General features: G+C 70.4%; 19 protein-coding genes and 1 pseudogene. 11 read left to right on the top strand and 9 right to left on the bottom strand.

Going from position 1 to position 20,684, the window contains the following annotated elements; translation table 11 throughout:
- Positions 1 to 62 precede the first annotated feature (62 nt).
- The 11 genes and pseudogenes from AC1Z4A_RS10215 to AC1Z4A_RS10265 form a co-directional block, all read left to right on the top strand.
- Positions 63 to 1,001 (top strand): annotated as a pseudogene (locus AC1Z4A_RS10215) (alpha-hydroxy acid oxidase); the annotation flags it as partial.
- 12 nt (positions 1,002 to 1,013) lie between these two features.
- Entirely contained in the window at positions 1,014 to 2,480 is a 1,467-nt protein-coding gene (locus tag AC1Z4A_RS10220) for an aminotransferase-like domain-containing protein (protein WP_483683552.1), read from the top strand.
- The gene (locus tag AC1Z4A_RS10225) at positions 2,477 to 3,589 is read left to right on the top strand and encodes a prephenate dehydrogenase (protein WP_483677573.1); all 1,113 of its coding nucleotides are present in this window, start codon (positions 2,477 to 2,479) and stop codon (positions 3,587 to 3,589) included. Before AC1Z4A_RS10220 ends, AC1Z4A_RS10225 begins: the two co-directional genes overlap by 4 nt.
- A gap of 247 nt (positions 3,590 to 3,836) precedes the next feature.
- Positions 3,837 to 5,087 carry a beta-ketoacyl-[acyl-carrier-protein] synthase family protein gene (locus AC1Z4A_RS10230; protein WP_483677574.1) on the top strand — a complete coding sequence of 417 codons (1,251 nt, stop codon included), beginning with the start codon at positions 3,837 to 3,839 and terminating at the stop codon, positions 5,085 to 5,087.
- Positions 5,084 to 6,211 (top strand): beta-ketoacyl synthase N-terminal-like domain-containing protein, encoded by a 1,128-nt coding sequence (locus tag AC1Z4A_RS10235; protein WP_483677575.1) that lies wholly within the window; start codon positions 5,084 to 5,086, stop codon positions 6,209 to 6,211. The genes AC1Z4A_RS10230 and AC1Z4A_RS10235 overlap by 4 nt, the downstream gene beginning before the upstream one ends.
- Positions 6,208 to 7,119, top strand: coding sequence for a beta-ketoacyl synthase N-terminal-like domain-containing protein (locus AC1Z4A_RS10240; protein ID WP_483677576.1), 912 nt, complete (start codon positions 6,208 to 6,210; stop codon positions 7,117 to 7,119). The genes AC1Z4A_RS10235 and AC1Z4A_RS10240 overlap by 4 nt, the downstream gene beginning before the upstream one ends.
- On the top strand, positions 7,116 to 7,871 hold the full coding sequence (locus AC1Z4A_RS10245; protein WP_483677577.1) for an alpha/beta fold hydrolase: 756 nt from the start codon (positions 7,116 to 7,118) through the stop codon (positions 7,869 to 7,871). Before AC1Z4A_RS10240 ends, AC1Z4A_RS10245 begins: the two co-directional genes overlap by 4 nt.
- Positions 7,872 to 7,903: 32 nt before the next feature.
- Positions 7,904 to 8,914 carry a hypothetical protein gene (locus AC1Z4A_RS10250; RefSeq protein ID WP_483677578.1) on the top strand — a complete coding sequence of 337 codons (1,011 nt, stop codon included), beginning with the start codon at positions 7,904 to 7,906 and terminating at the stop codon, positions 8,912 to 8,914.
- Positions 8,911 to 10,008 (top strand): beta-ketoacyl synthase N-terminal-like domain-containing protein, encoded by a 1,098-nt coding sequence (locus AC1Z4A_RS10255; RefSeq protein ID WP_483677579.1) that lies wholly within the window; start codon positions 8,911 to 8,913, stop codon positions 10,006 to 10,008. The genes AC1Z4A_RS10250 and AC1Z4A_RS10255 overlap by 4 nt, the downstream gene beginning before the upstream one ends.
- Positions 10,005 to 10,940, top strand: coding sequence for a 3-hydroxyacyl-ACP dehydratase FabZ family protein (locus AC1Z4A_RS10260; protein ID WP_483677580.1), 936 nt, complete (start codon positions 10,005 to 10,007; stop codon positions 10,938 to 10,940). The genes AC1Z4A_RS10255 and AC1Z4A_RS10260 overlap by 4 nt, the downstream gene beginning before the upstream one ends.
- A 46-nt stretch (positions 10,941 to 10,986) precedes the next feature.
- Entirely contained in the window at positions 10,987 to 12,198 is a 1,212-nt protein-coding gene (locus AC1Z4A_RS10265) for a cytochrome P450 family protein (RefSeq protein WP_483677581.1), read from the top strand.
- 84 nt (positions 12,199 to 12,282) lie between these two features.
- On the opposite strand, the gene AC1Z4A_RS10270 is transcribed toward AC1Z4A_RS10265, so the two are convergent.
- The 9 genes from AC1Z4A_RS10270 to AC1Z4A_RS10310 form a co-directional block, all read right to left on the bottom strand.
- Positions 12,283 to 14,238: an ABC1 kinase family protein gene (locus tag AC1Z4A_RS10270; protein WP_483677582.1), complete on the bottom strand. Its 1,956-nt coding sequence runs from the start codon at positions 14,236 to 14,238 to the stop codon at positions 12,283 to 12,285.
- 221 nt (positions 14,239 to 14,459) lie between these two features.
- Entirely contained in the window at positions 14,460 to 14,666 is a 207-nt protein-coding gene (locus AC1Z4A_RS10275) for an MbtH family protein (RefSeq protein WP_483677583.1), read from the bottom strand.
- Between the two features lie 49 nt (positions 14,667 to 14,715).
- On the bottom strand, positions 14,716 to 15,384 hold the full coding sequence (locus AC1Z4A_RS10280) for a DsbA family protein (protein WP_483677584.1): 669 nt from the start codon (positions 15,382 to 15,384) through the stop codon (positions 14,716 to 14,718).
- Positions 15,385 to 15,415: 31 nt separating this feature from the next.
- Positions 15,416 to 16,162, bottom strand: a complete 747-nt coding sequence (fabG, locus tag AC1Z4A_RS10285; protein ID WP_483677585.1) for a 3-oxoacyl-[acyl-carrier-protein] reductase — start codon at positions 16,160 to 16,162, stop codon at positions 15,416 to 15,418.
- Between the two features lie 81 nt (positions 16,163 to 16,243).
- Positions 16,244 to 16,495, bottom strand: a complete 252-nt coding sequence (locus AC1Z4A_RS10290; RefSeq protein WP_483677586.1) for an acyl carrier protein — start codon at positions 16,493 to 16,495, stop codon at positions 16,244 to 16,246.
- 129 nt (positions 16,496 to 16,624) lie between these two features.
- Positions 16,625 to 17,386: an IclR family transcriptional regulator gene (locus tag AC1Z4A_RS10295; protein WP_483677587.1), complete on the bottom strand. Its 762-nt coding sequence runs from the start codon at positions 17,384 to 17,386 to the stop codon at positions 16,625 to 16,627.
- Positions 17,383 to 18,132, bottom strand: coding sequence for a thioesterase II family protein (locus tag AC1Z4A_RS10300; RefSeq protein ID WP_483677588.1), 750 nt, complete (start codon positions 18,130 to 18,132; stop codon positions 17,383 to 17,385). The genes AC1Z4A_RS10295 and AC1Z4A_RS10300 overlap by 4 nt, the downstream gene beginning before the upstream one ends.
- Before the next feature lie 30 nt (positions 18,133 to 18,162).
- Entirely contained in the window at positions 18,163 to 19,089 is a 927-nt protein-coding gene (locus tag AC1Z4A_RS10305; RefSeq protein ID WP_483677589.1) for an ACP S-malonyltransferase, read from the bottom strand.
- Positions 19,090 to 19,331: 242 nt separating this feature from the next.
- Positions 19,332 to 20,360: a polyprenyl synthetase family protein gene (locus AC1Z4A_RS10310; RefSeq protein WP_483677590.1), complete on the bottom strand. Its 1,029-nt coding sequence runs from the start codon at positions 20,358 to 20,360 to the stop codon at positions 19,332 to 19,334.
- Positions 20,361 to 20,684 lie beyond the last annotated feature (324 nt).

Raw genomic sequence — 20,684 nt, forward strand, 5'->3', positions numbered from 1 at the left:
GCCGGATCACGGCGAAGCAGGCGCTGACCCTCGACGACTACGCGGCACTGGCGCAGGCGCGCATGGAACCCGCTCACTGGGACTTCATCGAAGGCGGTGCGGGCGACGAGCGGACGCTGGCCGCGAACTCCCGGTCCTTCGACGACGTGCGGCTGCGCACCCGCGTGCTGTCCGGTGTGGGCGAGGCCGACACCTCCACCACCCTTCTCGGACGCCGCTGGTCGGCCCCCCTGGCCGTGGCTCCCATGGCCTATCACACGCTCGTTCACTCCGAGGGCGAGTCCGCCACGGTGCGGGCAGCCGGCTCGGCGGGCCTCCCCGTCGTCGTCAGTACATTCGCGGGACAGTCCTTCGAGGAGCTGTCCGCGGTCGCGACCGCTCCCCTGTGGCTCCAGGTCTACTGCTTCCGTGACCGTTCGACGACACAACAGCTCATCGAGCGGGCGGAAAAGGCGGGCTTCGAGGCCCTGGTGCTCACCGTGGACACACCACGGCTCGGCCGGCGCCTGCGCGACCTGCGCAACGGCTTCCGCCTGCCCGAGGGGATCGAGCCGGCCAACCTGCCTTCCTCCGAGGTCGGCTACTCGTCGCCCATGGACCACGGCCGCACCGAACTGGACCCGTCCCTCGACTGGTCCGTGGTGTCCTGGATCCGTTCCGTCAGCCGGCTTCCGCTGCTGCTCAAGGGCATCATGACCGCGGAGGACGCCGCGCGGGCGGTCGAGACCGGCGTGGACGGCGTCATCGTCTCCAACCACGGAGGACGGCAGCTGGACGGGGGGCGCAGCACTCTCGCAGCCCTGCCCGAGGTCGCCGCCGCAGTGGGCGGCGAGTGCCCCGTCCTCCTCGACGGAGGAGTACGCCGCGGTACGGACGTCCTGGCGGCCCTCGCCCTGGGCGCCGATGCCGTGCTCCTCGGTCGACCGGTGCTCCACGGCCTGGCCGTCGCGGGGCAGCAGGGCGTCGCCCACGTGCTCGGCACGGTGGTCGACGAGCTGGCGGACGCATTGGTGCTGACGGGCACGGGGTCACCGGCCGACGCCGATTCCCGCCTGCTGGAGCAGCCGGTGCCGACGGCCGCCCGCCACAGCCGGCCGGTGGCACCCGTACCGGCCCCGACGGCCGCTGCCGGGCTCCGCAAGGAGGAACTGCACGGCAGCGTGTCCGACCCGGTGCTGGACACCATGAACTTCCTCAACGAGATCACCGGGCACTACCCGGAAGCGATCTCCTTCGCCCCCGGCCGCCCCTACGAGGGGTTCTTCGAAACCGAAGAGATCTTCACGCACATCCGCCGCTACCTGGACCACTTGGCCGAGCAGGGCGCTTCCGCCGACGCCATCCGCACGACGGTCTACCAGTACGGCCCCACGGCGGGCCACATCCGCGAACTGATCGCGGACTCACTGCGCAAGGACGAGGGCATCGACGTACCGCCCGAGTCGATCGTGGTCACCGTCGGCTGCCAGGAAGCCATGCTCCTCGCGCTGCGCGCCCTGTTCTCCGGTCCACGGGACGTCCTGCTGGCGGCCAGCCCCTGCTACGTGGGCATCACCGGAGCCGCGCGGCTGCTCGACATCCCGGTGCGGGCCGTCGAGGAGCGGGACGGCGGCATCTCCTGCGCCGACCTCGAGGCCGCCATCCTGGCCGAACGGGAACGGGGACGGCGCCCCCGCGCCTTCTACGTCGTCCCGGACCACTCCAACCCGTCCGGGAACACCATGTCCCGGCAGGCCCGCACGGACCTTCTGGACCTGGCGGCGCGCCATGACCTGATCATTCTCGAGGACAGCCCGTACCGGCTGGTCAGCCCCGGCCGGCAGCTCCCCACGCTGAAGTCGCTGGACCGCGAGCGGCGCGTCGTGCACCTCGGGTCGTACTCCAAGACCGTCTTCCCGGGCGCCCGCATCGGCTTCGCCGTCGCCGACCAGGAGGTCCGCGACTCCTCGGGAGCCGTCAGCCTGCTCGCGGACGAACTGGCGAAGATCAAGAGCATGGTGACCGTCAACACGCCGCCGCTGAGCCAGGCCGCGGTCGCCGGCATGCTGCTGGCCTCGGACGGGCACATCTCCCGGCTCAACTCCGGTCCCGCCGCACACTACGGCGACATCCTGCGGGTGACGCTGGAACAGCTCGAACGGCACTTCCCCGAAGCCCGCCGTCACGAGCTGGGCGTGGGGTGGAACGAGCCGAGCGGCGGGTTCTTCCTCACCGTCCGCGTTCCGTTCGCCGCCGACAACGCCGCCCTGCTGCGCTCCGCCCAGGAGCACGGGGTCATCTGGACGCCCATGTCCTACTTCTATCCCGATGGCGGAGGCGAGCACACTCTGCGGCTCTCGATCAGCTACCTCTCCCACCGGCAGATCGAGGAGGGCATCGCCAGGCTGGCCGGCTTCATCGAGGCGGAGACGCGGTCCGAGGCCGAGTCGCGCAGCAGCGACCCGACCGGTGCGCCCCGGTCGGGGGGCCGGGACCGATGAGGACGGCGGCGGTCATCGGGACCGGTCTGATCGGTACGTCCGTCGCGCTCGCCCTGACCCGGCGCGGTGTGACCGTGCACCTGGACGACGCGGACCCGACCGCCGCCAGAACGGCCGAAGCCATGGGCGCCGGCTCGCTGCGGGCGCCGGACGGGCCGGTGGACCTCGCCGTGCTCGCCGTGCCGCCCGCACATGTGGGCAGGGTCCTCGCCGACTCCCAGCGCCGCGGACTGGCCCGCGCCTACACGGATGTGGCCAGCGTCAAGGCACGGCCCCACCACGAGATCCAGGCCGCCGGAGCGGATCCGTCCAGCTATATCGGCGGGCACCCGCTCGCCGGGGGCGAGCGTTCGGGCCCGCTGGCCGGCCGTCCCGACCTCTTCACGGACCGCCTGTGGGTGCTCACCCCGTCGGCCCGTACCGAGCAGTCCGCGCTCAATCGCGCTCTGGAACTGGTGTCCTTGTGCGAGGGGGTGCCGGTCGTCATGGACACGGTTTCGCACGACCATGCCGTCGCACTCACCTCGCACGCTCCGCATCTGGTCTCCTCGCTGATGGCGGCTCGTCTGGAACACGCGCCGGACGAAAGCGTCCGCGTCTCCGGACAGGGGCTGCGCGACGTCACCCGCATCGCGGCGGGGGACCCGGGGCTCTGGAGGGACATCCTCGACGCCAACGCCGAGGCCGTGGCCGACGTCCTCGACGCCTTCGCCGCCGACCTGCAGGACGCCATCACCGCACTGCGCACTCTGGGCAGTGCGGATCCTGCAGAGCGCAAGCAGGGTGGAGCCGCCCTGGACGAACTGCTCGGACGCGGCAACCGAGGCCACGCACGCGTGGCGCACAAGCCGGGTGTGCCACCGGCGGACCTGGCGCCGGTCCCCGTGACGATCTCCGACCAACCCGGCGAGCTGGCACGGCTGTTCGCCGCTGTAGGCGATACCGGTGTCAATATCGAGGACATCCGCATCGAGCACGCGCCGGCCCAGTCGCGCGGCCTGGTGGAGCTGCTCGTGGAACGGAATTCCGCCCCCGACCTCTCGCGGTTGCTGGCCGCCCGCGGCTGGATCCTGCCGGACAGGCAGCCACTGACCGCGGACTGCCGCTGAGGAGCGGATCCACCCCACCCCTCGCCCCGGGTCGGCGAGGAGGAATGCCGGAACGTGCCCCCAACCCGCCCCATGGCAGCTTGTTGCAGGCTGACTTGAGCGGTTTGTGGGCCGCGGACAGGGTGGACGCAGTGACCCGGACAAGTTCACGAAGAAGGACGTCCACCTTGCCGGGACCGATCCGCAGCAGCGCCATTCCGCTGACCGGAAATCTCTCCCGCCGAGGCGGCCCGACCGAAGGATAGTTATGTCCCCAGCGCTTCCTGGCGGTGCGTCGGCAAGACACCGCGTGGTGCTCACCGGATTCGGCGTGGTGTCCAGTATCGGTATCGGTGCTGCCGAGTTCGCGGAAAGCCTCAAGGCGGGCCGGAACGGAGCCAAGCCGATCTCGATTTTCGACGTCGACGGCTTCGCGCACAGCAACGGCTGCGAGGTCTCGTCGTTCGACCCGGAGCAGTGGATCACCCACACCCCCATCGAGAGCCTCGGCCGTGCCAGCCGCTTCGCCGTCGGCGCGGCCAGGATGGCGCTGCAGGATGCCGGGCTGGACCCCGCGTGGCTCGCCGAGCGCCGCGGGCTCATCTCGATGGGCACCACCGACGGCGAGTCCTACGAACTCGACCAGCTGGTGTCGGTGGAACTCGCCGACGGTCCCGAGGAGATGGACCCGGCGGTGGTGCGCCGGGTGTCGCCGGTCCGGCTGTCGACCGCCATCGCCCAGGAGCTGGACCTGACCGACGTCGAGGCCCAGACCATCGCGACCGCCTGCTCGGCCGGCAACTACGCGATCGGCTACGGCTTCGACGCGGTGAGCGCCGGCGAGGTGGACTTCGCACTGTGCGGCGGCGCCGACGCGATGTGCCGCAAAACGTTCACGGGCTTCTACCGGCTGGGCACCATCGCGCCGGAGTACTGCCAGCCGTTCGACGTCAACCGCAAGGGCATCCTCACCGGCGAGGGTGCGGGCGTACTGGTCCTGGAGAGCCTGGAGTCGGCGCTGGCGCGGGGCGCCACCATCTATGCCGAGGTCCTCGGCTACGGGCTCAACTGCGACGCCTACCACCAGGTCGCACCGAACGGGGACAGCGTCGCCAGCTGCATGAGGATCGCCCTGGAGAACGCCGGCGTGAAGCCCGAGGAGGTCGACCTGATCTCCGCGCACGGCACCGGCACCAAGGCCAACGACATCACCGAGGCCCGCGCCATCCGGGAGGTCTTCGACGACGCCCCGCCGCGCACCATCTCCCTGAAGTCCATGCTCGGCCACACCATGGGCGCGGCGAGCGCCCTCGGCGCGATCGCCAGCGGGCTCGCGATCGCCCACGGCTTCATTCCGCCGACCATCAACCACACCGAGACCGATCCCGAGTGCGAGATCGACTGCGTGCCCAACCACGCCGTCGAGGCGGACCTGCGGATCGTCCAGAACAACGGTCTGGCGTTCGGCGGCAACAACGCGATCGTCATTCTCGGCAAGTACGAGGAGAAGGTCGCATGAGCTTCCCCATCACCGGGGTCGGCGCGGTGGCGAGCATCGGGGGGACCCCCGACGAGATCTTCACCGGGCTCTGCGAGGGCCGCAGCGGGCTCGGCCCGCTGCGCGGATTCGACCGGGAGCGGTTCAACGCGCAGCAGCTCTTCGAGATCGACGACAGGACCGGCGACGGCGACGAGCCGGGCCGGGCGACCCGCTTCCTGGTCGAGGCCATCAGGCAGGCCGCCGCGGACGCCGGTCTCGGCGAGGACCTCGGCGGCATCCCGATCCTGGTCGGCACCGGCCTCCGCGAGCTGCGCTCGCTGGAGCTGTGGTGGCGGGACGGCATCCCCTTCGACGCGGCGGACCTGGACTTCGGCCCCGCCCTGCAGCGCCGCTTCGGGGCCCTGGACACCCACACCTTCGCCAACGCCTGCTCCGCCTCGCTCTACGCGCTCGCCCTGGGCTGGGACCTGCTGGAGCAGGGCGAAGCCGAGACGGTCATCGTGGCCGGCTGCGACGCGGTGACGGAGAGCATGTTCGGCCAGGCCGACCGGGTCCAGTTCTCTCCCCCGCCCGGCGTGCGCCCGTTCGACCGGGAGCGGCAGGGCACCATCCTCGGCGAGGGGGCCGCCGCCGTCGTGCTGCGCCGCGAGGCCGGCACCGACCGGCCGGTCCGCGGCTGGCTGCGTTCCGTGGCGGTCAACTGTGACGCCCGCCATCCCACCGCTCCCGACCGCGAGGGGATCACGGCCTCCGTCCGCCAGGCGCACGACCGCGCGGGCCTGGCGCCGGAGGACATCGACCTGGTCCTGCTGCACGGCACGGGGACGCCCGTGAACGACCTCATGGAGGCCGAGGTGACCGCGGCCGTCTTCGGCGCGGCGCGGCCCGCCCTGACCGGCATCAAGTCGCAGACCGGCCACACGTCGGGCTCGGCCGGGCTGATGAGCCTGCTGGTGGCCCTCTCCTGCATCACGGCCGAGCGCATACCGCCGATCGCCGGGCTGACGGACCCGCTGCCGGAGGCCGAGGGGCTCCGGCTGGTACGGGACACACCACTGACGGAACCGGTGAGGATCGCCCAGGTGAACGGCTTCGGGTTCGGCGGCGTCAACGCCGTGGCCATCGTGGCAGGTGCGGCATGAGCGTCGTGATCAGCGGAACCGGCCTGCTGCTGCCGGGACTCACCGATCCCCGAGGGCTGCTCGGCCCCGCCGTAGCGGGCGCCGATCCGGTCGACCCCGCCGCCCTGATCGGCAAGAAGGGGCTGCGCTACAAGGACCGTGCCACCCAGCTCGGACTGTGCATGGCGAAGGCCGCGCTGACCGACGCCGGGTTGCTCGACGACTCCGGGCTCACCGTGCCCGGTGACCGGGTGGGCATCGTCGTCAGCTCCAACCTCGGCAACGCCGACACCGTCTGCCGTGCGGTGGAGACCATCGCCAAGGAGGGCACCGCCGGGCTGAGCCCGATGGACACCCCCAACGCCTCCAGCAACATCGCCGCGTCCGAGACCGCGATCCGCTTCGACCTGCGCGGTCCGAACCTGACGGTGTGCAACGGCATCACCTCCGGTCTGGACGCGGTGCGCTGGGCCTCGCTCGCCCTGCGCACCGGCCGTGCCGATCACATGCTGGTGCTGGGCGTGGAGCCCGACAACCCGGTGGCGCGCGCTCTCATGGGCGGTCCCGTCGTGGACGGCGGCGCGGGTCTCGTGCTCAGCCGGGACGGGGAGTGCGCCCGGCCGCGCGTCCTGCTCGGCCCGGCGGTCCGGGCGGCCGGTGGCGCAACCTGCGCCGAGCGCCTGTCGCAGACCGCGCCCGGCGCCGTGGGCTGGCTGACCGACGACCCCGCGCTCGTGCCGGCGGAGGCGGCCCACCTCGACCTGCGCGGGTGGGGCGAGTGCTCCGGCGCCCTGGGGGTCATGCAGTGCGCCGCGGCCGTCGGCTGGGCGGACTCGGGCCGTACCGAGCCGTTGTACGCGCTGCTCGGCGGCACAACGGCGGAACCCGCCGCCGGCCTCGTCCTCACGCCTTACGGGCAGCCTTCATGAAGCGCATCCTGTTGTTGCACGGACTCGGCAACAACGGTGCCATCTGGGCCGCCACGGAGCCGTACTGGCGGAAGGATGTGCAGGTCCACACCCCCGACCTGCCCTGGCGGGTCGACGGCATCGGCACATGGCGGTTCGAGACCGACTCCGCCACGCGGCTCGAGGAGGCCCTGGCCGCCGTCCCGGGCGGTGCGGACCTGGTGGTCGCGCACTCCTTCAGCGCGCTGCCGCTCCTGGAGCTGCTCAGCCGCAAGGCGCTGGCCGGCGAGCGGGTCGACCTGGCGGGCGTCGTCCTGGTGACCCCGTTCTACCGGCGGTCGGCCGACGACTTCCACTGGAACATGATCGCCCCGCTGCTGACCAGCTTCCCCGAGACGATGTCGGAGAGCATCCGGCTGCAGTCCGGCAACCGCCGGATCGCGCCCGACCTGCGGGGCGACATGGCCCGCAGGCTCTGCGAATGGGTGGGGCCCTACGGCTGGCTGCGCTTCTTCGACGCCTACCTGAACACGCCGCGCCTGCGCACCGACCTGATCACCGTTCCCTGCCTGGTGATCGGCGGCGGTGCGGATCCCACCGCTCCGGTCGGGGAGGCACGGCTGCTCGCGGCCGACCTTCCTGCGGGTGAAGAGCTGATCGTGGACGACGGCGGTCACTTCCCGATGCTCGAACGGCCCCGCTGGTTCGCCGACACAGTGCACGAATTCCTTGACCGCGTCCCGGCCGGGCTCAGCCCGGCGGCCGGCATCTGAACACGGACGAAACCGATATGAAGGAGACACCGATGGACCCGAGGCGTGATCCCGCCGTGGCGGCACTGCTGGAGGCGCCGAGCGTGGCCCGGCTGCGCCCCGTGTTCGAGGGCAACAACATCAGCTACGCGATCGGCTTCAAGCACATCAACTATGTCGCCGAAGCCGCCGTGCTGAACCACTTCCGTGAGGCCGGCCTCTCCGCCGGATCCATGTACAAGCGCTTCGGCCTGGACTTCGAAATCGTGGGCCTGCGCTCGCGGCTCGGCGCCCTGCTGGACGTCGACGACGAGGTGGAGGCGGAGGTCACCCCGGCCACGAAGGACGGGGCCGCGGAATTCACCTTCAAGGTCGCCCAGTTCGTGCAGCGGGACGGCGAGCGGGTCAAGTGCGCCGACTCCACCGTGCGGGTCGCCCTGCGGATCGACGGCCACATCGCCGCCGCCGAGCCCTACCCGGCCGGCCTGGAGCAGTTCGCCGTCGCCCGGCTGGGCAACGGCGACCGGCGGGAGCTGGCCGCGACCCCGCGGCCGTACGGCAGCCTCTCCGAGGGTCGCGGGACCGTCGGGCCGGACCCGGTGCTGGCCGAACTCATCGGCGAGGAGAACGCGTTCGGCTGGCGCTGGCGGATGCCCTACTTCTACTGCCACTTCAACGAGCGCGTGCAGATGTCGGGCTTCCTGCGGGTGATGGAGGAGGCCGAGGACCTCTTCCTGGCCGAGCGCGGGCTGGCGATCAAGGAGGTACTGGACACGAGGAACTGGATTCCCGTCGTCACCCAGTCCGAGATCCGCCTCCTCGACGAGACGGTGATGGAGGAGGAGCTCTACACCGTCTACACCATCGAGAACATCTTCAAGAGCCTGCTCTACACGGCGCGCATGGACTGCTACGTCATCCGCGACGGCGAGCTGGTGCGGACCGCCACCGGAACGATCACGCACGGCTACCTGACCGAGCACGCCCCCAACGAGTGGTCCATGGCCACCCTCGACGAGGCGACGATCGCCGCGCTGAGCACCCCCAAGAAGGTGGACGCATGAGTGTCATGGCCCGACCGGTGATCTCGGCGTGGTCGGCGGTCTCCCCGTACGGCATCGGCGCGGATGCCTTCAAGGACGGCCTGCGCTCGGGCCGGACGACCTCGGCGCCGGTGGACACCGAGCGCTGGCGGGTGCCGGAGGGCGCAGCGCACCTGGTGCCCGGCTTCGAGGTGCGCGAGGTGCTGGGGAAGAAGGGGACCCGGTCCATGGACCGGGTCACCGGCCTCGCCGTCGCCACCGTCGGCGGCCTGCTGGAGCAGCCCGACGCCGACCGTGACCGCGAGACCGGGGACCGGGCGGCCCTCGTCCTGGGCACCACCACGGGCAGCGTCGCCAGCATGATGGACTTCACCCGCAGCTCTCTGGTGGGAGCGCGGCCGTTCGACGTCGATCCCGCACAGATGCCCAACGCGGTGATGAACTGCGCGGCCGGCCAGTGCGCGATCTGGTACGGAATCCGCGGTCCGAACACCACCATCGCCGGCGGCCGCACGGCCAGCCTGTCCGCGATGAGCTATGCCACGCGGCTGCTGGCCTCCGGGCGCGCCGAGTCCGTGCTGTGCGGTGCGGCCGAGGAGTTCTCCTCGGCGCGGTACTGGCTGGAGCACCACAGCAGGGAGCACGGGGCGGAGGAGCCGGCGCTCGGCGAAGGCTGCGCGATGCTGCTGATCCAGCCCGCCGACGCCTGCAGCCCGCAGCGGCCCGCCCTCGCCGAGATCCTGGCGGTCAAGTCCCGGGTGGCCACGGGTCCGGGCCTGCGGGCGACCCTGGAGGCCTGTGTCCGCTCCGCACTCGACGCGGCGGGCGTCGCGGCCGAGGACGTGTGGGCGGCCAGCCTCAGCGAGGCGCCGGGGCCCGCAGGAGTGGCGGAGCGCGAGGTGCTCGCCTCGATCGTCGGCGAGCGGGCGCTGGAGCGCGTGCCGGGCGTCGGCGCGCTGGGCGACGTCTCCGCCGCCTCGGGCGCGTTCCAGATCGCCCTCGTCCTGGCTGCTGCCGCCGAGGACCCCGAGGCCTCCGGCCGGCTCGTCCTGGCGACGTCGGTCGACCGGGACGGTTCCCTGTCCTGCGCGGTTCTGCGGCTGGCTGCCCGATGACCGACGTGATCTCCGAGAAGGGCGGCACCATGACGGCTTCCCTCGTCAGCCCGGTCTCCGGGGACATCCACGTGGTGTCCCCGCTGGGCGAGGACGGCCGGTCCGCGACCCGGCTCGCGATCTCTCCGGACGAGCCGGTGTTCGCGGGTCACTACCCGGACTTCCCGATCTTCCCCGGCGTGTGCGTGGTGGAGTGCGTGCACCGCAGTGCCCTGGCCACGGCGCCGGAACCGCTGGAGCTGGCGGCCGTGGAGTCGGCCCGGTTCACCGGACCGGCGTTCCCGGGCGACGCGCTGGAGATCGAGCTCAAGTGGCGGCAGAAGGACGGCGCCTGGCTGGTCTCCGGCACCGCCGCCACGGCGCGCGGCGGTGCCGCCTCCATGCGGCTGCGGTACCGCGCGCTCGGCGGGCCCGTCGGCGGCACCGACGGCACTGCCGCCACGGCGGACCGCCCGGTGCCCGGGCCGGCGGCTGCGGAGGCGGACCTGCCCGAGGTGCTGAGCCTGCTGCCGCACCGCTATCCGATGCTCCTGGTGGACCGGGTCACCTCCCTCGAGCCCGGCACACGGATCAGCACGGTCAAGACCGTCACCCACAACGAGCCGTGGTACGCCCGTCTCGCCCCCGGGCAGGACACCGCCTATCCGGCCTCCCTGCTCGTGGAGTCCTGGGGACAGTCGGCGGGCCTGCTGGCCTCGGCGGCGACGCCGGAATCCCGCGACCAGGTCATGCTCTTCGGCTCGGTGTCCCACGCCGATTTCCACCGTGCGGTGCGGCCGGGCGAGGTGCTGGAGCACCACGTCACGGTCTCCCGGTCGCTCGGCGATTCGGTGATCTTCGAGGGGGAGAGCCGGATCGGTCCGGAACTGGTGATGTCCGTCGAGCGCATGGTGATGGCCTTCCGGCCGGCCGGCCATCTGCGTCCGGCCTGACCGGGCGCACGGGTGCTTCGCGAATTTCTTTGTTGAGAAGGTAGAGATGACGGACCAGCCGAAACTGTCCAAATACTGGATGTTCACCGATGATTTCACCCAGAACCCCTACCCGCTTCTGGAGCGTGCCCGGGCGCAGGGGCCGGTCGCCGAGCTCTCGATACCCGGAGGCGGCCGTGCCTGGGTGGTGACCCGGTACGAGGAGGCCAGGGCCGCGCTCTCCGACCCGCGGCTGAGCCGTGACATCCACGTGCACTACGAGCTGATCTCCAAGCTCACCGGGACGACTCTGACGCCTCCGCCGGAGCACGCCAACCACCTGGCGAACCTCGAGCCCCCGCGGCACACGCCGCTGCGCAGGGCGATCAGCGCGGCCTTCACCCCCCGTAGGGCGGAAGCGCTGCGACCGCGCATCGAGGAGGTGGCGGACGAGCTGCTGGACAAGCTGGCGGGGCAGCCACAGGCCGACCTGATCGCCGGATACGCCGACCCGCTCCCGGTGATCGTCATCGCCGCGCTCATGGGCGTGCCCACCACCGCCTGGCCCGACTTCCTGCGGTGGTCGGGCGAGCTGCGCCAGACCGACCCCACCGACCCCGCCGCGGAGCGCACCGTCAAGGAACTCTCCGCGTACATGGCCCAGCTCATCGACCAGAAGAAGACCGAGCCCGGCGACGACCTGGTTTCGGCTCTGATCCACGCCGAGCCGGACCGGCGGCTGACCGACACCGAGATCCTTTCCACCAGCTTCGCCCTGATGACGGGCGGCAACGACACCACCGCCAGTCTGATCGGCGGGACGCTGGCCACCCTCCTCACCCACCCCGAGGAGCGGGCGGAACTGCTTGCCGACCCCGGCCGCTGGGTCTCGCAGATGGATGAGATGGTCCGCTACGTCAGCCCCATCACCAGCACCCTGCAGAGAGTCACGGTGGAACCGGTGGAGATCGGCGGGGTCACCATTCCGGCCGACGAGATCGTGATCATCTCCGCGATCTCGACCAACCGTGACGAGGACCAGTTCCCCGATCACCCCGACAAGCTCGACCTGGACCGGCCCAAGCCCTCGCACCTCAGCTTCGGCCACGGCATCCACTTCTGCTCGGGAGCGCATCTGGCCAAGCTGATGACCGAGGTCGCCGCACGCCGGCTGTTCGAGCGGTTCCCCGGGGTCCGGCCGGCCGTCGCACCCTCCGAACTCCGCTACGTCCAGGGCCTGGTGGTACGCCCTCTGGAGTCCCTGCCCGTGCTGTGGTGAGGGGCCGTGCCCGCTCCGGGCCGTGGCCGCCGTCCTCCGCCGCCCGGCGGCTCGGGGCGGCGGCCACGGCCCGGCAGTACGCGCTCAGCGCTGGGCCCGGAAGATGACGAAGAGCATCCGCAGGCACAGCACACCGCTGAAGACCAGCAAGTGGTAGCCGATGGCCTTGAACAGGGAGAGCGAGCGGGTCACCATCGGCCCGCCGTCGGTGTGCAGCAGAATGACCGCCATCAGGCCGGCCGTCGCAGCGAGGGCCGTCAGCAGCACCTCGTGGACGAGGGTGCGTATGTAGTGACGGTCCCGGCTGTCGGCGAACACCCGCACGTTGACGCCGAGTCGCCCCTCCTCGAGCGCACTGGTGACCCGGTCCAGGCGGCGGGGCAGCCGACGCAGCACGGACACGGCGGAGAGCAGCTCGCTCTCCAGCGAAGAGCCGGCGGACGAGTAGTCGACCTTTCCCGAGCGGTGGCCCTCGGCCCACTCCAGCGACTCCGTCATGATGTCGAAGCCGGGCGAGAGCTGGGTCAGGGTCCCCTCGAGCGTGGCCAGCGCACGGAACACCGCGGCCACCTCGGGCGGTATCCCCAGACCGTGCAGTGATATCAGTCTGAAGAGGTCGGCGAAGACCTTGGCGTCGGGAGTGGCCCCGAGAGTGAAGTGCCGGGCCATGAACCGGCCCAGCGACCGCTCCAGGCCCTGTTCGTCGATCTCCTCCGGTCTGGCCACCAGGTCCAGCAGGGCGTCGCACAGAGCCGCCGAGTCGGCGTGGTGCACGGCGATGAGGAAGCGTCTCAGACCGGCCCTGACCCGGCCGTCCAGCCGGCCCACCGAGCCGAAGTCGATGAGTCCGGCGCGGCCGTCCTCCAGCAGCAGGATGTTGCCCGGATGCGGATCGGCGTGGAAGGTGCCGTCGATCATGATTTGCGCGAGGAGGCTGCCCAGCAGGGCCCGCGCGGCCTGCTCGCGCTGCGACGACGAGGCAAGGCCGCCGACGGCGCTGATGGGCTGCCCGGGCAGCTGTTCCAGCACGAGCACGAGTTCGCCGCTGAGCCCCGCATGTGTGTCCGGGATGACGACGGAGTCGTCCTCGCGGCGCTGCCAGGCAGTTCTGACGGTTGCCAGGTTCCGGGCCTCGACCCGGAAGTCCAGTTCTTCCCGCACCGAGGTCGCGAACCCTTCGGCCAGGTCGACGAGGCCGAGGCTCCGGGCCCAGCGCGCACGGGCTTCCAGGACCGTGGCGATCCGGCACACGATGTCGAGGTCCCGGGCGATGGCCACGCCCACACCGGGACGTTGCACCTTGACCACCACCTTCTCGCCGGAGTGCAGCTCGGCCAGGTGGACCTGCGCGATCGACGCCGCACCCAGCGGCTCGTGATCGAATTTCGCGAAGACCTCCTCCGGAGGCCTCCCGAAATGCTCGCGCAGCTGCTCGGCAATGCCGGCGGGCGGCTCCGGCGGCACCTGGTACTGAAGTCGGCTCAGCTCCCGGATGAATTCCGGCGGCAGCAGATCGGGGCGAGTGGAAAGCACCTGGCCCAGCTTGATGAAGGTCGGGCCGGCCTCCTCGAGGGCCTGACGCAGCGGTCCGGCGAGCCGGGCGGGCCCCGTCCCGGCATCGCCCTGCGACTCCTCCCGGGCCCCGCCCCGGCCGCGCAGGTACGGGCGCAGTCCGTAACGCACGACGATGGCGCTGATCTGGGAGTAGCGCCGGGCCCGTGCGATCCGGGAACGCAGCGCGCGCGGCCACCCGACGGGCGAACCGGCCGAATCCCCCGGTACCACCATTTCCGATACCGCCAGAAATCCCATGGCCAGCAGCAGGGCGCACCCCATCTGCAACCCCATGAGCAGGCCGTCCTGGTCCGGCGTCTGCATCAGCGTGCTGAACAGCAGGACACCGCCGACGGCCACCGCGCCGGTCAGCAGAGCCCGGATGATGCCCACGCGGACCCCGAGCAGCCGCCGCGCAACCACCGGAAAGGCGACCAGGAGCAGGACGACCGTGACTGTGGTGACAACGACGGCCACTACGGTCATGCGCCGGTTCCCGTTGTCACGGGACAGCCCGGGAAGTCCGTCCGTGAAACACAGTCATTTCTGGCGAACATCATGAGCATTCCTCATTCGAAGGCGGAACACGGCAAGCTATGGTGCTCCGGCGGTCGGTACAAGGTGCTCTGCAACAAGTTGCCACAAAAGCGCAGCGGGGCCTGGTGTCCCGGGGGTAAGACTCCAGGCCCCGCGTTCGAAGGGGCGTATCAGCCCATGGCCTCGACAAGGCTCTTCGGACGCATGTCGGTCCAGTTCTCCTCGACGTACTCCAGGCATGCCTTACGGCTTTCCTGGCCGAAAACCACGGTCCAGCCCGCCGGAATCTCGGCAAACGCCGGCCACAGGGAGTGCTGTGCCTCGTCGTTGACCAGGACGTAGTACGTGCCGTTCTCGTCCTCGAAGGGGTTGCTCACGATTTGGTTCCTTCCAAGCAGAGGTGAGGGAAAGCGTCGGGAGACCGGCTCAGCCACAGCCTCCGGCATGGCCCAGGTCTCCCGCGGGCGCCATGGAGACGTGCATCCCGGCCCGGACGGCGGCCACGAAGCCGGTCAGCCGGTCCGAACCCCAGAATTTGTCGTGCCGGTGGATGAAGTAGGGCGCCCCGAACACCCCGTCCCGGTAGACGTTGCGCAGCGCCGCGAGACCGCGCTGCCGGATGTCGGCATCGTCCGTCGCATTCGCCAGGCGCTGCGGGTCGAGCCCCAGTTCCGTACCGATGGCGGCGACGACGTCCCGGTCCGAGAGGTCGAGACCGTGCTCCCAGCGGGCCCGGTACGCCGCACCGATGAAGTCACGTCCCCGCCCCTCGTCCTCGGCGACCAGATAGGCGAGGTGGGAGACATCCCAGTTGGGGTCCCTGTCGACGGGCCAGGCGACCGTGATGCCACGCTCGTTGGCGAGGCGCCGTACGTCCTGGAGGATGTAGAAGTGCTTCTCCTTGGACATCGGGACGTACGGCAGCCGGATGTTCTCCTCGGCGAGCATCTTCTGGCCGATGTCGTCGGGCTCCCAGTAGGGGCGCCACTCGATGGCTTCCGCGACGTCCGGGTAGTTTTCGGTCAGGTCGCGAAAGGCGAGCCATGAGTAAGGGCTGCGCAGGGAGAAGTACCAGCGCGGTGGCTTGACGGCCAACGGAGCCTCCTGGGAACCGGGCGATCGGGTGCTAGATGGTGATGCCGCCGTCGATCTGCATGACCGATCCGGTGACATAGGCTGCGCGGTCCGAGACGAGGTACGAGACCAGGTCGGCGACCTCCTCGGACCGCCCCAGCCGCTTGAGGGGGATCGTCTCCAGCGCCTTCTCCTTCACGGAGTCGCTGAGCACGGAGGTCATGTCCGTGTCGATGAATCCCGGCGCAACCGCATTGGCGCGGATGTTGTACCGGCCGACCTCCTTGGCGAGCGCGCGCGAGAAGCCGATGATCCCGGCCTTCGAAGCGGAGTAGTTCGTCTGGCTCGGGTTTCCGTACACCCCGGCCACCGAGGAGATGTTGACGATCGCGCCCGACCGGCGCTTCATCATCGAGAACACCACCGAGCGGCACAGGTTGTAGACGCCGTCGAGGTTGACGTCGAGCACCTGATGCCACTCTTCGTCCTTCATCATGAGCAGCGGGTTGTCACGCGTGATCCCCGCCGCCGTCACGGCCGCATCGACGGGACCGAGCAGTTGCTCGGTCTCGGCCACCAGAGCCTTCACGGACTCCATGTCGCTGACGTCCGCCTTGCGGGCCAGGACACGCACCCCGATCTCGGTGACTTCCTTCTCCAGTTGCCGCGCGGCCTCTTCGTTGGACTGGTAGCAGAAGGCGACGTCGTAGCCGTCCTGCGCCAGCCGCAGCACCGTGGCCCGGCCTATCCCGCGGGAACCTCCCGTGACCAGGGCGACCCGGGTGTTCTTGCTCGTCATTGCTCTCCCAAGCATGTCAGCCGGCCCGTCACGGGCCGGAACTGCTGCGCCGGACCAGGTGCAGGGCGCGGAGGATTCCGACTACCAGCCGGCGGACTCTGCGACCACCTCGTAGACACCCTTGAGGTGAACCATGCGGGACAGCTCGCTCTGGTCGATGACGATGCCGAACTCCTTCTCGAGAGCCGCCAGGATCTCGATGGCCCGCAGCGAGTCCGCGCCGTGGTCCTCCTTGAAGAGGCTGGTCTCGGTGACCTCGCCCTCCTCGATCTCGAGAATGTCGCAGATGATTTCGCTGATTTTCGCCAAGCGCTCTTCGTAAACGCCGCTCACGAGATTTAGTCCCTTCGTTTTCCGGCCGATTGGGCCAGAATTCACAAACTCTTGCCGGGGTACTTTCTATGGCACCCCCGGACACGCCAGCAAGGGGACTTACATGAAGCTGCCAATGCCCAATTACGGCTATACGCCCCGGTGGAACGGGGCTTCTGCATAGGAATGCAGCAGCGCGTCCCCGATCTGCGTCGCGGAGTCGATGACGGCGGCGCTCAGCCTCCGGCCGATACCGACCGGCATCTGCGAGGCCGGCCCCGACACCGCGAGGGCCGCCACCACGCGGTGGTCCCGGGCCCGTACGGGGGCGGCGACCGTGCACGTGTCCGGCGCCATGACATCCGGCCCGTAGGCCCAGCCCCTGCGCCGGACTTCGGAGAGGTGCCGGGCGGTGAAGCGGGCCCGGTGCAGCCCTTCGTAGATCTCCTCGGGCCCCTCCCAGGCGAGCAGCACCTGAGCAACCGGGCCCGCCGTGGCCGGCTGCGCCGAGCCGAGGGGGACGGCTCCGCCTCCGACGGCCGGGCCCTCCGCACCGGCCACACAGATCTGCATTCCCCTTCGCCGCCGGTAGAGCCGGGCGTCCAGGCCCGTGAGTCCGGACAGCTCGTCGAGAGCGGGTCCCGCGGTCCACATCAACCGGTCGCGGTGCGCCTCCACCACGAGGGTGCCCAGTCTCGCGCCCAGGACGAAACGTCCGTTGGGATCCCGGGTCAGCAGCCCCAACCGCTCCATCGCCATGGCGATGCGGTGCACCGTGGGCCGGGCGAGGCCGGTGCGGCTGACCATCTCCGCCAGGGAGGCGGGTCCCCGCTCGACCGCGCTCAGCAGCAGCGACGCCTTGTCCAGCACGCGGACGCCGCTGGAAGGTGCCGGCGGGCTGGAGACGCTCACCGCAGCCCCGCCAGTCGTGTGCGGATGTCGTGCAGCAGCTCGGCCTTCCGGTCGATCAGGTAGAAGTGGTCGCCGGGCAGCACCTTCAGGTCGAAGCCCCCGGGCGCGAGGTCGCCCCAGCCCCGTACGGACTCGACGGCCACGTCGGCGTCCCGGTCGCCGACGTAGGCGGTGACCGGACACGGCAGCGGGACGCCGGGCCGGGCCGGGTACCGGGAGACGATCGCGAAGTCGTTGCGAATCGCCGGCAGGACCAGTTCCCGGAGGTCCGGATCGTCGAGAACGGCAGCATCGGTCCCGCCCAGCCGCCGGACCTCGGCGACGACGTCGTCGTCTCCCGCGAGCACCGGGCGCGGCGTGAGCAGGTGCGGGGGCTTGCGGCCGGACACCAGGAGGGCAGCCGGGGCGACTCCGTGCCGCTCCCACAGCCTGAGGGTGATCTCGTAGGCGAGCGAGGCGCCCATGCTGTGTCCGAAGATCGCCAACGGCGTGTCCAGGAAGGGCGGCAATTCATCGGCCAGCGCGTCGGCCAGCGGCTCCAGCTCCGTGATGAACGGGTCGGCGATCCGCTCCTGCCTTCCCGGATAGCGCGCGGCCATCACTTCCACATCTCCGCCGAAGGCCTGCCCCCAGGAGTGGAAGAAGCCGGCGGAGCCGCCGGCATGCGGGAGGCAGAGCAGGCGTAGCCGGGGCGGGACGGGCGTGGTGTATCGGCGCAGCCAGATGCTTTCGGTGCCTACTGCCATCGTGCGTCGGTCTCCTCGATCGGGTGGTGCTCAGGCCAGGGCTTTGGGGCTGTCCACGGAAACCATCTCGGTGTCCGGGACGATCCGGCGGACGAGTCCGGCGAGGGTGCGTCCGGGGCCGAGTTCGACGAGGCGGCGGCAGCCGAGTCGTCCGGTGAGCGTGCGTACGCTCTGCTCCCACAGCACCGGGGAGGTCAGCTGGCGGATTCCGGACTCGGCCCAGTCGCAGTCGCCGGTGTACGGCTCGGCGTCCACATTGGCCACCACCGGCGCGTGCGAAGGCGCGAAGGCCGTGTTCTTGAAAGCGACGCGAAGCGCCTCGGCGGCAGGCTCCATGTACGGGCTGTGGAAGGCGCCGCTCACCTGGAGACGGATCATTCTGGCGCCGATGGAACGCGCCTCTTCACCGATCCGCTCGATGGCCTCGGGGGAGCCGGAGACCACCGTCTGCCCCGGTGCGTTGATGTTGGCGACCCACACGTCCGAACCGGATTCCCGGATCGTCCGGACCAGGTTCTCGACGTCTGCCAGCGGGGCGGCCACGAGGACGCCCATGGTCCCCTCGCGCTCCAGGGCCACGTCGCGCATGGCCCGCCCGCGGGCGGCGACCAGCGCGGCGGCGTCCGGCAGGGACAGGGCTCCGGCGGCGGTGAGCGCGGCGTACTCGCCGAGGCTGTGCCCCGCGTAGGCCACGACATCACCGTTCAGGGCCCCGCTGCGCACGGCTTCCGCGTGTGCCAGGACCGCGACCGTGAAGACGGTGAGCTGCGCCAGATCGGTGCGGCGCAGGGCTTCGGCCGAGGCGTGCAGCAGCAGGTCGGGGAGATCCTCTCCGGTCGCCCGGGAGACCTCGGTCGTGATGGCGTCCCAGGACGGCGTCTCCCGCCAGGGCTCACCCATTCCCTGGCGCTGGGTTCCCTGCCCGGGAAATACCAGGCCGATCGGCAAAGGATTCATTGCTCCACCTTCTGCGCAGCGCTCACCGGACGGCACGGTGGACCGGCACCCGGGCACCGGGAGGGCCCCGGCCCCCGTGTACCGACGGCGCGCGAAGAGGAAGTCGGCCGCCGGGCAGCGGCATTTCCGGAGAGGGGAAACGCCGTGACTGACGCCCATACAAGTGGCCCGGCGAGTGGGCAGCAATCGGTCTTTCAGGAAGCTGCCATGCCGCTATTCCGGGCCGTTGCCGACCGGCGCCGTCATTCCGTGCGCGAAGCGACGAAGTCGCCGAAGCGCTCGAGCACCCGGGCGACCCTACGCGGGGGAAGCTCTCGCACCAGGGACAGCGCCTGCGTCAGCCGGTTGTCCATGATCGACCGGGCCTCGGTCATGGCCGGGGAACAACGCAGCATCGCCAGAACGCGCCGGCGCTCCGCCTCGTCGGCCAGCGGTCCGGCAGACAGCAGTTCGTGCAACTCCCGGCCGTTCGGGCTGTCGTCGGCCAGGGCGATGAGAATCGGCAGGCTCGCGACGCCCACGGCAAGGTCCTTGCCTTGCTCCTTGCCGAGGTTCTCCGCCGGGGAGGTGATGTCCAGGAGGTCGTCGGAAATCTGGAAGGCGACGCCGAGGTGTTCCCCGTAGGCGGCCAGGATCTCCATGGTCTCCGCGCTCGCGCCGCCCTGTATGCCTCCGATGCGCAGGGCGAGGGACAGCAGCGAGGCCGACTTGTCGGAAATCACCCGGAAGTAGTGCGCGAGCCGGTCCTCTCCCGGCGCAGGGCCCACGAGTTCGCGCATCTGTCCCTCGACGAGCCGGTCCGACGCGTGCGCCTGCAGCCGCACCGCCTCGGGCCCGAGGTCCGCCACGAGGTGTGCGGCCCGGCTCAGCAGCCAGTTGCCGCAGCGCACAGCGGTCGTATTGCCCCACTTGACGTTGGCGCTGGGCACTCCGTGCCGCAGGAGCGCGCTGTCCATCACGTCGTCGTGGTAGAGCGAGGCGACATGGATGAGTTCCGTGACGACGGCGGCCTCGACACCGTCCTGGTCCGGCAGTTCGCCGTATTGTGCGGCAACCAGTGCCAGCAGCGGGCGCATTCGCTTGCCGCCGGCGGCTATGAGGTGCCCGACGGCCTCTGCGACGAACGGGTCCTGCGCCTCGCTCACGCACTTGCGCAGGCGCCTTTCCACCTCGTCGAGGCGGGAACCCAGGAATTCCACCAGCTCCGGCTCGTCGGCGGCGAGCCGGGAAATCATCGCGAGTCCCTGTGCCTTCGCGGCGGCGACGGACATTGCGCCCCTCCTGCGGTTCCCGAGGGCCGCGCTCCGGCCATCTTCACGTTCTGACGAACGTATCCGCGGCTCCCTGCCGTGGGAGTGGGACGACTGAAGGATGTCCGCAAGCGGCCAAGGGGAAGGACGGCAGGGCGGGCAACTCGCGGTTCATTGCATCGAATGGCAGCAAGCGGACAACTTCCCGGGACCCAGGCAGCCAAGTTGCTTGCTGGATGCAAGGATGGAGTGCCGATTTTGGTGGAGACAGCCAATTTTCATAGGAATCGGCCCATTCTCTGCATATGGCTGAAAACCATACACGGCACTGCGGGTTATGTCATG

This window comes from Streptomyces sp. 17_S59 (assembly GCF_056930295.1).